This window comes from Anaerobacillus arseniciselenatis, from assembly GCF_001865995.1.
Taxonomy (GTDB): domain Bacteria; phylum Bacillota; class Bacilli; order Bacillales; family Anaerobacillaceae; genus Anaerobacillus; species Anaerobacillus arseniciselenatis.
Map to the genome: position 1 here is coordinate 1 of NZ_MLQQ01000046.1, position 14267 is coordinate 14267.

At 36.1% G+C, this 14267-nt stretch carries 10 protein-coding genes and 1 riboswitch; of the genes, 7 read left to right on the forward strand and 3 right to left on the reverse strand.

Features of this window, described 5'->3' with window-relative positions; genetic code table 11:
- Nucleotides 1-288 precede the first annotated feature (288 nt).
- The gene (locus BKP35_RS17060) at nucleotides 289-564 is read left to right on the forward strand and encodes a hypothetical protein (RefSeq protein ID WP_071314592.1); all 276 of its coding nucleotides are present in this window, start codon (nucleotides 289-291) and stop codon (nucleotides 562-564) included.
- A gap of 650 nt (nucleotides 565-1214) precedes the next feature.
- Here BKP35_RS17060 and BKP35_RS17065 read toward each other — a convergent pair.
- Entirely contained in the window at nucleotides 1215-2483 is a 1269-nt protein-coding gene (locus BKP35_RS17065) for a BaiN/RdsA family NAD(P)/FAD-dependent oxidoreductase (RefSeq protein ID WP_245741995.1), read from the reverse strand.
- Nucleotides 2484-2882: 399 nt separating this feature from the next.
- A riboswitch (cyclic di-GMP riboswitch) is annotated at nucleotides 2883-2969 on the forward strand.
- 143 nt (nucleotides 2970-3112) lie between these two features.
- On the opposite strand from BKP35_RS17065, the gene BKP35_RS17070 reads away from it, so the two are divergent.
- Nucleotides 3113-5083: a methyl-accepting chemotaxis protein gene (locus BKP35_RS17070; RefSeq protein ID WP_071314594.1), complete on the forward strand. Its 1971-nt coding sequence runs from the start codon at nucleotides 3113-3115 to the stop codon at nucleotides 5081-5083.
- 230 nt (nucleotides 5084-5313) lie between these two features.
- On the opposite strand, the gene BKP35_RS17075 is transcribed toward BKP35_RS17070, so the two are convergent.
- Nucleotides 5314-5856, reverse strand: coding sequence for a hypothetical protein (locus tag BKP35_RS17075; RefSeq protein ID WP_071314595.1), 543 nt, complete (start codon nucleotides 5854-5856; stop codon nucleotides 5314-5316).
- Nucleotides 5857-6046: 190 nt separating this feature from the next.
- On the opposite strand from BKP35_RS17075, the gene BKP35_RS17080 reads away from it, so the two are divergent.
- Complete coding sequence (locus BKP35_RS17080) at nucleotides 6047-7681, forward strand: putative polysaccharide biosynthesis protein (protein WP_071314596.1); 1635 nt, start codon at nucleotides 6047-6049, stop codon at nucleotides 7679-7681.
- A 299-nt stretch (nucleotides 7682-7980) separates the two neighbouring features.
- On the opposite strand, the gene BKP35_RS17085 is transcribed toward BKP35_RS17080, so the two are convergent.
- Complete coding sequence (locus BKP35_RS17085) at nucleotides 7981-8208, reverse strand: hypothetical protein (RefSeq protein WP_071314597.1); 228 nt, start codon at nucleotides 8206-8208, stop codon at nucleotides 7981-7983.
- A 313-nt stretch (nucleotides 8209-8521) separates the two neighbouring features.
- Here BKP35_RS17085 and ftsW point away from each other — a divergent pair, with 313 nt between their 5' ends.
- The 4 genes from ftsW to BKP35_RS17105 all read left to right on the forward strand — a co-directional run bounded on the left by ftsW (nucleotide 8522) and on the right by BKP35_RS17105 (nucleotide 14064).
- Nucleotides 8522-9664: a putative lipid II flippase FtsW gene (gene ftsW, locus BKP35_RS17090; RefSeq protein ID WP_420534848.1), complete on the forward strand. Its 1143-nt coding sequence runs from the start codon at nucleotides 8522-8524 to the stop codon at nucleotides 9662-9664.
- Between the two features lie 337 nt (nucleotides 9665-10001).
- Nucleotides 10002-11432: a PAS domain-containing sensor histidine kinase gene (locus tag BKP35_RS17095; RefSeq protein WP_071314599.1), complete on the forward strand. Its 1431-nt coding sequence runs from the start codon at nucleotides 10002-10004 to the stop codon at nucleotides 11430-11432.
- Between the two features lie 301 nt (nucleotides 11433-11733).
- Nucleotides 11734-12915 (forward strand): rod shape-determining protein RodA, encoded by a 1182-nt coding sequence (rodA, locus tag BKP35_RS17100; protein ID WP_071314600.1) that lies wholly within the window; start codon nucleotides 11734-11736, stop codon nucleotides 12913-12915.
- Nucleotides 12916-13356: 441 nt separating this feature from the next.
- Complete coding sequence (locus BKP35_RS17105; RefSeq protein WP_071314601.1) at nucleotides 13357-14064, forward strand: pseudouridine synthase; 708 nt, start codon at nucleotides 13357-13359, stop codon at nucleotides 14062-14064.
- Nucleotides 14065-14267: the final 203 nt, after the last annotated feature.

Genomic DNA, 14267 nt, shown 5'->3' on the forward strand with positions numbered 1-14267 from the left:
GCTTCATCCTTGGATGGATTGCGATCATGGTCGTTAGTTTACTAGGAAAAGAACCATCACAAGAAATTTTAGACGAGTTTGATAGTGTAAAAACGAGTAAGATTTAAAGAGAAAATGCCGTTTTTAGAAACGGGGGAACTCGTTCGAGAAAAAATTGATTAATCATAAAGGGGCTATCTCAGACAAAGTGTAAGACACTTGTGGGATAGCCCCTTTGTGCGTCTGGGCATTTGGAAAGTGAGTGTGGTATAGAATGAAGTAGTACGTAGCATGGGGGGGAGTGTGCAATTGCAATATAAAAGAGAGAGCAAAATGCTCACTTTAAGCTTTCGATTACTCTTCTCTGGTTTTGAGCCGAGAAGAGTAATCAGTCCGGCGTTTGGATTACTCTTTTATGGTTTTGAGCTCAGAAGAGTAATCATTCGAGTGTTTGGATTACTCTTCTTTAGTTTTAAGTTAGGAAGAGTAATCAGTTTTTTTCGCATTAACAGATTATCTTTAGAAGGTGTGGATGATTTGACGGTTACAGATAAAGGGTACGTAAGGATTTTTCGCGTGACCTAACCGAGTTTCACATCAACTAAAAGGGAACGCAAGAAGATCTCGTGTGCCCGAACAAAGCGTCACATCATCCAAAAGGTAACGCGAGACCTTCTCGCGTGCCCGAACGAAGCGTCACATCACCCAAAAGGTAACGCGAGACCTTCTCGCGTGCCCGAACAAAGCGTCACATCACCCAAAAGGTAACGCGAGACCTTCTCGCGTGCCCGAACAAAGCGTCACATCACCCAAAAGGTAACGCGAGACCTTCTCCTGTGCCTGAACAAAGCGTCACATCACCCAAAAGGTAACGCGAGACCTTCTCGCGTGCCCGAACAAAGCGTCACATCACCCAAAAGGTAACGCGAGACCTTCTCGCGTGGCCGGACAAAGCATCACATCACCCAAAAGGTAACGCGAGACCTTCTCGCGTGCCCGAACGAAGCGTCACATCACCCAAAAGGTAACGCGAGACCTTCTCCTGTGCCTGAACAAAGCGTCACATCACTCAAAAGGTAACGCGAGACCTTCTCGCGTGCCCGAACAAAGCGTCACATCACCCAAAAGGTAACGCGAGACCTTCTTACATGCCCGACCCCATAAGGAACCTAACTACTGCACACTCCCCTCATATTGTGCAACACCGCTTATTAGTGTGGCGACATAACATGGTTTTATGAAGAACCTAACACACTCTCAGCGGCTCCTTTACCAGCTGTGTATCCTGTGGAAAAAGCAACTGTAATATTATACCCACCTGTATACCCGTGAATATCTAGTACTTCTCCACAAAAATAAAGACCACTCATTAGCTTTGACTGCATCGTTTTCGGGTATATTTCTTTAACTGACACACCGCCACCAGTGACAAATGCTTTTTCTATTGAAAGTGTTCCGTTGACCGTGAATGAGAATTTTTTAATTAACATCGCTAAGTGACGAATCTTCTCGTTAGATACATTCGCAAACGTCCCACTACCATCAATTTCAACTTTTTCTAAAAAGAAAACTAGTAATCGGTCTGGGATATACCCTTTTAAACAGTTTTTTATCGACTTTTTTTCGCATTCCTTACCGATTTTAATAAGTTCTTGAAAAATCATTTCTCCAGATTTATGGGGGAAAAGATCGATATTCATTTCAATTTGATTTACCGCAAATTTTTTTAACGCTTTCACAACATATTGACTACAACGAAGGGCGATCGGCCCAGAAATGCCAAAGTGGGTGAACAACATATCTCCTTCATGTTGAATAACCGTCTTCCCTTTCGGATTGATTACGGATAATTCAACGTCTCGTAATGACAACCCTTGTAATAGTTTCTTTTTAATAAAAGGTTCGTGTGAGGTGAGTGGAACTTCTGTAGGGAAAAGATCCGTGATCGTGTGCCCCGCGTTTTTTGCCCAAGGATAACCATCTCCTGTACTCCCGGTGTACGGTACGCTCTTACCACCAACTGCAATAATAACTGCTTTACTATTAATCACTTTCCCGTTACTTAATTTTATCCCGACGGCTTTCCCTTCATCATAAAGAACATCTTTTACAGGAGTATTTGTCCACATTTGAACTTTAAGATCTTGTGCCTTTTGCAATAATGTTTCCACAACTGTACTTGCTTTATCGTTCACTGGAAACATTCTTCCTCGATCTTCTTCTTTTAATTTAATCCCAAGCTTCTCGAAAAATTCGATAATATCTTCATTATTAAAAATAGAAAAAGGACTATGCATAAAACGTCCGTTTCCTGGAATGTGGGCAATTAACTCTTTTTCATCCATCCGATTCGTAACATTGCAGCGCCCACCACCAGAAATTGCAAGTTTTCTGCCAAGTTTGTCCCCTTTATCGACGAGTAGAACTTTACAACCATGCTCACTAGCAGAAATAGCGGCCATTAGTCCAGAAGGTCCACCGCCGATGACAATTACATCATACAAGAAAAAACACCTACCGTTCTCCATTTGAAATTAACGTACATATTAGAGTGAGTTTCATAATTATCTAAATTGAGCCATATCAAACTACATATAGATACTTAATGGCGATAATATCGAATTATGAAATTCATTAATTATAACATAGTATTTCTAAAAGCGATGGATTTAAGAAGTGATTTTCATTAATTAACGACAATAATGTTTATTAAATAATATTCAATCGAGTGAATTTCATAATTACCAAAAATGAGCCACATCACGCAATATCTAGTTTGCGAATGGTTTTGACGCAACTATATATTGCTCCTAGTGGTGATAATAATGAATTATGAAATTCATTGAATTAATATAATTATTGAAAAATTCACTATTTTGTGATATTTTAGTAGGACACAAGTACTAGAATAAGGGCAAGGTTATCGAAAGGTAAGGACGCAAAGCTATGGACCTGTATCTATAGTAATAGATACAGTAGCAACTTGCGCATGCTATGAAACTTCCCCTTTTCTATCCTAGTTTTAAGGAAGAGGAGGGTTAATAAAATATTATAATTGAATGCGCTTCCGATAGGTGACCGAGCGTTTAGTCGGTATTATTCTTAGTAGATCTGGAGTTATGGGGGGATTAAATTGAAAAGTTTGAGGACAAAGTTACTTGTTGTGATGCTGCCGGTACTTTTTATAGCACTTTCAGTAGTGGCGTACATAAATCATAACCAAGCTCAACAATTTTTAGAAGAAGAATTCACAGAAAAAAATGAAGTTATTCTTGATAAAGCGCAAAGCGATATTAATCATTTTTTTATTCAAAAAATGAGTGAAGTTGAAATAATGGCAGCAACAGACACTTTGACTTCAAGGGATATGAATCAAATTGCGTCATACTTACATAAAGAATTACATCGTGCACAAGAATATGAAATGTTTTTAGTTGCCGATATGAATGGGGTTGCAACTAGTCATAATAATGAACAGTTTGATGTGGCAGATCGTGATTATTTTATGGATGTTCTTAATCAACAGGCAACTGTTCTTTCTGAACCACTTATTTCTCGGGCTACAGAAGAGATGGTTGTTGTAGTTGCATCGCCGATTATGAGAAATAATCAAATGGACGGAGTTTTAGTAGCAACTGTTCCGATCCAAGACTTAATACATTTAGTTTCAAATTTTCAAATAGGGGACGATGGCTATGCTTTCATGGTTAATGATGAAGGTTTAGTTATTGCTCACCCGAACCATGATCTCATTATGGAGGAAAATCTTTTAACAAACTCTAACGAAGAACTACAAACGATTGTACAAAACGCATTAAACGCTGAAACGGGAATTTTAGTTTACGATGATTTTGGAGTTGAAAGTTTCGGTTTTTTTACGATGATTCCAGCGACAAACTGGGGGTTTGTCATTTCTACACCTGTAGTTGAGGCTACTAGTAATTTGGCGTATTTAAGATTATTATCGTTTATAACAGTTGGTATTGTGTTAGTAGTTAGTATTTTCATCATTATTATTTTTGCTAGAAGACTTGTCGATCCTATCCAACGTTTAAGTTTAATAACTTCAAAAGTAGCTGAAGGTGACTTAACTGTAAAGGCAGAAACGAATTCCAATGATGAAGTCGGCATATTAAGTTCTAACTTCAACACAATGATCGCGAAAATCCAAGAGTTATTAGGTAAAATAGATAATGTTTCCGGAGAAGTGAAATCTTCTTCAGATACCTTACTTAGATCAAGTGAAGAAACGAAGGTTGCTTCGGAACAAGTGGCATCTACGATTTCAGAATTAGCAACAGGCACGACGGATATCGCTGAATCAGTAACAAATACGACCGAAAAAATGACCTCGATGATGGATACGATCCAAAATATATCTGGGTATACGAACGATGCTGTTCAAACATCAACTCAGAGTAAGCAGTTAGCACAAAGTGGTTTATCTTCAGCAAACGAAGCAATTTTGAAAATGGAAGACGTGAATGGAACGGTTCATGGTACTTCTGAAATAATTAGTAAACTAGCGCAACAGTCTAAAGAAATAGGTAACATTATTGAAATTATTACACATATTGCTGAACAAACGAATTTACTCGCTTTAAATGCATCAATAGAAGCGGCCCGTGCTGGAGACCATGGAAAAGGTTTTGCTGTAGTTGCCAATGAAGTGAGGAAGTTAGCTAGTGAAACGAGTGAATCAGCAGATAAAATTTCATCACTGATTAAAGTTACCCAAGAAGAAAGTGAGCGTGCAGTGCAGTCAATTAATAAAGGGACGATCGTTGTGAAAGAGGGAACGACAATCGTTCAAGAAGCAGGTAAGTCTTTTGAAGAGATTACTAGTTACATTGAGGATGTACTTGAGAAAAACAAATCGATTAATAACTTTATAAATGAATTGGAGAATGTCGGTAACGAGATAGGCGCAAACATGGAGAGTATATCGTCGATTACTCAACAGGCGTCAGCCGGATCAGAAGAAGTGAGTGCAACGAGTGAAGAGCAAGCTGCTTGTGCGAATCAAATCGCTCAAGATGCTCAAAACCTTGCTCACTTAGCAAAAGATTTAAAAGAAGTCATGACAACTTTTAAATCGAATTAATTGAGTGAATTTCATAATTACCTAAAACGAGCCATATCAAACTATATGTAGTTGCGAACGACTTACGCAACTACATATAGTTTGATATGGCGATAATATTGAATTATAAAATTCATTAAATTTAGTAGTATTTAACGAAAAAAGAGGGTTGTCTCATAAGTGTTTGACCTTATGGGACAACCCTCTTTCTTTTGGTATGCCAACACTTACCTTGCTAAAGCGATGAGCATTTAAAAGTGATACTCAATTTGATCCTCGTATTTGGCTAACAAGTTATTTTGGACAGTTTCAATTTCTGCTAAAATTTCTTCTTCCGGTTTTTCAGAATGAAAGTCAATTTCTTCAGCTAAATAATTATTGACAATTAATCTTTTTCTTAAAGTTTCTCGCCATATCGTATCAATATATTCCTCAGCAGATAGATTGTAGAGTTCGCTTTTTTCTGTTAAAAAGGCAATCGCTTCTTCATCAAATTCAAACAATTGTAAAGTTTGGTTTACTAAAGCTTCAAGATCAAAATCATCGTAACTAATTCCCGCCTTATCTGCTTCTATTAGAACGATTTCCTGAAATAAAAGCTCTTTTGCAACATCATTAATTTCATCTTCTGGGTGCATTTTTCCATTTTCAGCATCTTTAACGGTAATACTTTCATTTAAGAACGTAATTAATACGTCTGTATCTGCTTCTTCAGCTACCTCTTCAGGGGTTTGACATGCAGCTAATAAGCTGATAAATAAAATTAATAAAATTATTGAAAGGTTTTTCTTCATCTAGCTCACTCCAATTATAATGATGTAAAACACTATAACTTTACCATATAATTAATAAAAAAGACAAAACATACATGAACGACACTAGGGTATCATTGTAGATTAACCACTAACCTGATAAAATAATTGTAAATTTACAATTTACAATTCATAATTTAATTATGAAATTGATTAAAACAAGAGGTGTTTTATGGCCGATTCAAAGCTAGTAAGAGGTACTATGATTTTAACGGCCTCAATCTTTATTTCAAAAATATTAGGACTTATATACATATTTCCATTTAAAGCGATTGTTGGCTTAGAAGGGTTGGCATTATATACGTACGGCTATGTCCCGTACACCGTACTCTTAAGTGTAGCAACGCTTGGTATTCCATTAGCAGTGTCAAAATTCGTGTCAAAATACAATGCTTTAGGTGATTATGAAACAGGCAGGAGACTTTTTAAATCAGGGCTCATTGTTATGTCGGTCACTGGGATTGTTACTTTTTTAATTTTATTTTTACTGGCAGAACCGATCGCTCATCAAGTTGTCGATGGGAAAGATTTAAAAGGTAATACGATCGAAGATGTTGTTTTAACGATACGTATGGTCAGTGTGGCTTTATTAATTGTCCCAATAATGTCGTTAATTAGAGGTTATTTTCAAGGGCATCAGTCGATGGGTCCCACGGCAGTTTCTCAGGTGATTGAACAAATCGTAAGAATTATTTTTATACTTTGTTTAACGTTTATCATTGTTAATGTTATGAATGGCTCGATCGGTTTAGCCGTCGCATTTGCGACATTTGGCGCTTTTGTTGGTGCGTTAGGTGGCTTAACGGTTTTACTTATTTATTGGTATAAACGTAAAGAAAGCTTAAATAAACAAATTGAGGAAAGTAAAACGAACCATCAACTTCCACTACGATCAATGTACAAAGAACTCATCGCATATGCATTACCATTGTCGTTTGTTGGACTTGCTATACCTCTTTATCAAACGATTGATTTAATGACATTTAATAAAGCATTAATGGGGGTAGGGTACGATCAAGCAAGTGCTGAAGAAGCTTTTGGGGCCTTTGCTCAAGCGGCCCATAAGTTAATATTGATCCCTGTTTCTATTGCCACAGCAATGTCGTTAACGCTACTACCAACGATTACGAAATCATTTATTAATAACGATCAACAGCTTTTACAAAAACAAGTAACACAAACGTATCAAATCATCTTATTTTTAACGCTTCCAGCAGCTGTAGGCTTGTCCATCCTTGCTTATCCAGCTTATGGGACGTTATTCGGTTTAGGAGATGACTTACATATCGGTTCGATCATCTTAAGGTATTATGCTCCGGTTGCCGTACTATTTTCATTATTCGCGGTAACGTCAGCAATATTACAAGGAATTAATCAACAACGCTATGCGGTAATTGGCCTTGTAGCGGGGCTTTTAGTTAAGTTGAGCTTAAATATATTACTTATTTCGCAATTTGAAGCACTAGGAGCTATTTTCGCAACGAGCTTAGCTTATGTAACGTCATTAGCAATTAATGTTTGGGCCATAGGGAAGTTTGCAAACTATAATTATCATTATATAGGGAAACGTTTCTTACTGATTGCTATATTTACTACGCTAATGTCGATCGTCGTTATTGTTGTAAAAGAGATTGTGCTTCTCGTTTTTCCATTAGAAAACCGACTTTATGCCCTCGTTGTTTTAACAATCTCAGTCGGATTAGGTGGAGTATTTTATTTGTTCTTAAGTATTCGAACGGGGTTAGCAGGACAAATATTAGGATCACGCTTTAAGTTTTTAAATAAAAAAGTAAGAGCAAAGAGTTAGTGAAAAATTTATTAATAAAATAATTCTTTACTAACAGAGTGAATTTCATAATTACCAAAAATGAGCCACATCACGCAATATATAGTTTGCGAATGGTTTTGACGCAACTATATATTGATCTTAGTGGCGAGAATAATGAATTATGAAATTCATTGAACAGAGAGAATATCAAAATACTAATAAATCAGCCACATCGAGCTACATCTAGCTGAGTACGATATTACTCAACTAGATGTAATCCCTTAGTGGTGCTGAATAAGAATTATAAAAATCTAAATGATATTATTTAAAGTAACTATTTAATATTGTTGAGTGCCGCCGTAACCCCAACCTGGACGCTCTAGGCGACGGACACGACGGTTAAGTCGCTCAATTTGTTCGCTTTGACGTCGTACAGTTCTTTCAAGTTCAGCCACTCGCCGCTCAAGGTCACGTGGACGTGGCGGAGTTGGTCCAGGACCGGGTGTTGGTGGGAATGGGAATCCAGGGAAAAATTGCGCTTCAGGTTGTTGACGATAATAATCCATAAGATTAGATCTCTCCTTTTAAATTTAGGTATCTATCATTCAGTAATCAGTCTATGCCCACTTTAAACAGTTGGGTTAGGTGATTCGCCTAATTTTAAAAATTTGGGCAAATAAATTTATTCAGTTGGTTGAGTGAATTTCATAATTATCAAAAATGAGCCACATTACACAACTATATATTGTCTAGTGGTGGAAATAATGGATTATGAAATTCATTATGTCTGTTTATAAAAAGCTTTTGCAATAAAAAGTAGTTTGCTATAATGAAAGAGTTATATTTTGGAAAATACTTGTTTCATGGGGGGATCGTATGGTGGGTAGCTCTACAGTGAAAAAAGAAAATGATTGGGTTTTAATTACAACTGTTGTACTGTTAGCCGCCTTTGGACTAGTGATGGTCTATAGTTCAAGTTACGTTATCGGTTATGATAAATTTGGAGACCCTCACTATTTTTTTAAAAGACAGTTACAAATGATTGTTATTTCGACAGTTCTTTTTGTTGTTTTTCTGCAAATACCTTATCGCTTTTATCAAAAGATTGTTTTTCCGATCGTTTTAGCATCTATCTTTTTACTAATTTTAGTCGTTTATTCTCCTTTAGGCGTTGGAACTAATGGAGCAACGAGGTGGCTTGCATTAGGGCCTATTCAAATTCAGCCTTCTGAGTTCGTAAAGCTTTGGATGATTATTTATTTAGCGCACGTGTATTCCCGAAAACAAATGTACATTAACCAGTTCGTGAAAGGGGTAATGCCCCCACTATTGATCATTAGTGGTATATTTTTATTGATTATGCGACAACCCGATTTAGGTACCGCAGGGTTAATTATAGCTGTTGCTGTTCTGATCGTATTTTGTTCCGGTGCGAAATTCATTCATTTATTTTTGCTAGGGAGTTTTTCTAGTTTTATCGTTTGGACATATGCCAATTCTCAATCTTATCGAATGGATCGTTTAACAGGATTTATGGATCCTTTTGCGAATGAAACTGGGACAGGCTACCAGCTTATTCAATCATATATTGCGATCGCTCACGGAGGTATAACTGGAGCTGGATTTGGACAAAGTGTACAAAAGCTTTTTTATTTACCAGAAGCACATACAGACTTTATTTTAGCTATCGTTGCTGAAGAGCTAGGTTTACTAGGTGTATTATTTGTAATTACTTGTTTAGGAATCATCTTTTTTCGTGGAATGTTAATTGGTGTACGTTGTAAAAATCCATTTGGAAGCCTATTAGCCTTCGGTATTTCTTTTCAAATTGCTCTACAAGTTTGTTTAAATATCGGTGCGATGTCCGGGGTTTTACCTATTACAGGAATACCACTACCATTTATGAGTTATGGAGGATCATCACTTATGATTTCAGCTGTAAGTGTAGCAATCTTAGCAAATATTTATAGATCGAACTCAAAAATTAACAACGCCAATATTGAACTTGATAAAGCCGTTTAATTGTTGGGAAGTTTAAGACTTTCATAATTCATTATATTCGCCACGAAGATCAATATATAGTTGCGTCAAAATCATTCGCAAACGATATTGCGTGATGTGGCTCGTTTTTGGTAATTATGAAATTCACCCAGTTGGAAAGAAATTACCCAACTTTTACAATAAAATTCGATTGGACAAAAGCGTTAAGACAACTTGAAAAGTCTTAACGCTTTTTGGATGTAAAAAACTATCGATTAAAAGGAAAACTGAATTTTTTGTCAAATATTATAATATAGTGTAAAAATGTCAAGGAGTAGAGTTTGAAGAGTTAGTATAAAAGCGGGAAGGGGGAAGAAGTATGGAAACGAATCTATTTAATGCGATGTTCCAACAATCTGCTATTGCAATGGCGATTGTAAAAATTAACGGTACGTTCATCTATGTTAATAATGCCTTATGTGAATTAACAGGGTACAGAAAAGAAGAGCTTATTGATGAAACTAATCAAATATTTAGCCACCCAGAAGATTTAAAAATTCAACGGGAAAATACTAGAAGGTTAATAAAAGGGGAAATACCTTTTTATCAAATGGAAAAACGCTATATCCACAAAGAAGGACATATCGTTTGGGGATTGATAAGTATTAATTTAATATCAGATGATTATGAAATTCCAAAATACGTCATTTGTCAAGTTCAAAACATTACCGAAAAGAAAGAGATGGAGCGCCGCTTATTAGAAAGTGAGGAACGCTATCGTAGACTCGTTGAATCCTCTCCTGAAACCATTGCTGTATTAGTAGATGAAAAAATAGAATATTTAAATCCTGCCGGTATGAAGCTTTTAGGAGCTAAAAGTAAAGAAGAAATTATTGGAAGGTCAATCTGGGACTTTTATCCGAAAGAAGACCATGAACGTGTACATCAAAATATGTTAAAGATATTGAGTGGTTCCACTCAGTCAATGGTAGCAAGAGAACATACAATTTTTCGTTTTGATGGAACTCCTGTTTCAATTTCTTCGACCATCAGTGCGACTACATATAAAGGAGTACAAGCAATCCAGGCTATTGTACGTGATATTACCGAAATGAAAAAGGTGGATGAATGGTTACAAAAATCGGAAAAATTATCTTTAGTAGGTCAGTTAGCTGCGGGTGTTGCTCATGAAGTCCGGAATCCTCTTACTTCGATAAAAGGTTTTATTCAATTAGCAAAAACGACAAAAGAGTTTAAAGAGTTTTATGTAGATATTATTTTATCTGAATTAGATCGCACAGAAACAATTATTTATGAATTTTTATCGTTAGCAAAGCCGAATGACACACGTCAAATAAAAACAGTTAATTTTAACACTATATTACTAAACGTCATTAAATTGCTTGAAACACAAGCATTAATGCAAGATATTAATATTCAATACTACTTTTTAAAGGATGTAGTTGTAGACTGTGATGAAAATCAAATAAAGCAGGCCTTTATTAACTTAATACAAAATGCGATTGAAGCAAGTGATCGAAATGAAAATATTTTTATTACACTAGACGAAGTAAATGAAAATGAAATTATAGTAAAAATTGAAGATCACGGTTGTGGGATCTCAAAAGAACGCCTAAAAAAACTAGGTGAACCTTTTTATTCAACAAAAGAAAAAGGAACAGGTTTAGGTTTACTCGTTACTTACAAAATTATTGAAGGTCACCATGGAAAGCTCACTTTCTTGAGTGATGAAGGTATGGGGACGACGGCGGAAATTATTTTACCAAAGAAAATTGGAAGAACGGACTAATCCGGAAAGTGGATTAGTCCTTTTCGGAATCCAAAAAGTGGCTTCTGTCAAAGGCCCTCCAATGCCTGTCGCTGGTAATCAAGGCGCCTACGCTTTTCTCTGTCTAGCTCCGGTGACTAGGTCCTCGAAAACTTCACCCTCCATCTAAAAGGCAAAAGAACGCCTGTTAGATGAAGGGCTCCAGTTTTTATCGGACCTACCAAGTCACCTCCGCCTTTCTAGTTAAAAATTCCTTTGTTTAAATAATGGGGCTATGATAACATAAGTAAGGACTTTAATCATTGATGGAGGACTTAGTGCCATGCACGAACGTAAAACTTATTTTCAACAGTTAGATTATACGTTACTTTTTTTATTGTTTTTATTAATGTGCATTTCTTTACTTTCGATATATAGTGCTGCCATGGCAGGTCAATATAATATAGACCCATCGTTTTTTGTGAAACGACAAGTGATTTGGTTTTTAATCGGAACTTTTTTAATGGTAGCGGCCATGTTATTAGATTATGATTTGTTTAAAAATTTCACAATCCCACTATACGTCGTCGGATTGTTGTTATTAATTGGTGTTCATTTTTTTGGAGTGGAAAGAAACGGCTCCCAACGTTGGTTAGGTATTGGTAATAACTTGTTTCAACCATCCGAGTTTGTTAAAATCTTTCTTGTTTTAGCACTTGCTCACTTATTATTTCTTATTACGAAAGATCACCGTGATCGTACGTTAAAAGAAGACTTGGTTGTCGTTGCGAAAGTGTTAGCTGTTGGGTTACCTCCTTTTGCATTAATCTTAGTACAACCAGATTTAGGGACGGCTCTAGTTATTGCAAGTATAATGGGAACAATGCTTTTAATGGCAGGAGTTTCGTGGAAAATTTTTGCTGCTTTAGGAACAGGAATAACGTTTTTTTTAGGAACTTTAGTATGGCTACACAACAATTATTATGAATTTTTTACAAATAATATTATTAGGCCACACCAGTTATCGAGAATATATGGTTGGATAGATCCTGAAAGCGATCCAGGTGGAATGGGTTATCAACTATTAAATGCGATGCAAGGAATTGGTTCAGGTCAGCTTTACGGAAAAGGCTTTGCCGATGGAGTTTTATCGAAAAGTGGGGCTGTTCCTGAAATTCATACAGATTTTATTTTTACTGTCATTGGTGAAGAGTTTGGATTTTTAGGAGCAACAATCTTGATTGTTATTTATTTCTTACTTTTTTATCGAATGATTATTATTGCATTTAGCTGCAACAATATATATGGAAGTTATTTAGTTGCTGGTGTCATTGGACTTCTCGTCTTTCAAATTTTTCAAAATATCGGAATGACGATTGGACTTATGCCAATTACTGGATTAGCTTTACCGTTTATAAGTTACGGTGGAAGTGCTTTGCTTACGAATATGATAGCGATAGGGCTTGTTTTAAACGTCAATATTAGAACGAGACATTACATGTTTAGTTCTGACGAAACAGCTTAATTTGGTTATGAGAGGTTGTAATTCATTAGGTTACAACCTTTTTGTATGGAAATAGTTGATTTGTTGGTTAGTGGACAGTTGGTTAGGCTGCGCTATCGCCTAACTTTTACATTTTAGAAAGAGATGCTCCTGCGGTTACTCGTCGCAAAGCCGCACGAAGTAAATTCTGAGATGTATCTCATGATGTAATTGAGGTCAGTAGCTTTGGTGGCGATTTATCGTCATGAGAGTTTTGTACGGAAAATAGATACTTGGAGGTGGATTTTCTTTCACGAGCCTCTAAAATTCGATAGAAGTTTACAGCGAAGTGAAAGAGAATCCACCTCCAATTCACATTCTAGATGGTGACGATTACCGTCATGATGGTTTTGTATGGTCGTGTTATAAGGTATACTATAAACGGCAAATTTTTTATGGTGTGAGATTTAGGAGGAAGTAAACATGAGGTTAGATAAATTTTTAGCGAATATGGGTTTTGGTAGTCGTAAAGAAGTAAAAAAGCTTTTAAAAAGTGGTACTGTTCGAGTTAATGAAACTGTAGCGAAAGATGCAAAACTACATATTGAAGTAAATAGTGATGTTGTTCTTGTTAACGGAGATGAAGTGGAGTATAAACAGTTTATTTACTTAATGATGAATAAACCTCAAGGAGTTATCTCAGCGACTGAGGACAAGCGTGATGAGACAGTAGTTGATTTATTACAATTAGAAGATTTACATTTTGAGCCATTCCCTGTAGGAAGACTAGATAAAGATACCGAAGGGTTTGTATTACTTACTAATAATGGTAAGCTTGCTCATGAGTTACTCTCGCCGAAGAAGCATGTTCCTAAAACGTATTTTGCACGTATTCAAGGTGAAGTGACAAACGATGATATTATAAAATTTAAAAACGGTGTCACTCTTGATGATGGATATGAAACAAAGCCAGCAGAACTAGTCATAAAATCGTCTGGGCCAGTATCAGAAATAGAATTAACGATTACAGAAGGAAAGTTTCATCAAGTAAAGCGAATGTTTCTTGCTGTGGACAAGAAAGTGATCTACTTAAAACGTTTGTCAATTGGTCCGTTAATACTTGATCCAACACTTGAACTAGGTGAATACCGTGAACTAACCGATGAGGAAGTTGATTTATTAGTTAATTAATTGAGTGAATTTCATAATTACCAAAAATGAGGCACATTAAACAATATATAGTTTGCGAATGGTTTTGACGCAACTATATATTGATCGTAGTGGCGAAAATAATGAATTATGAAATTCATTGTACAATTTAAAATTACTGTAAGTTTCGCTTCAAAGTTCCGTACTAATATTCGCTCCTCAAATGTTTAATTTTACATTTTAAA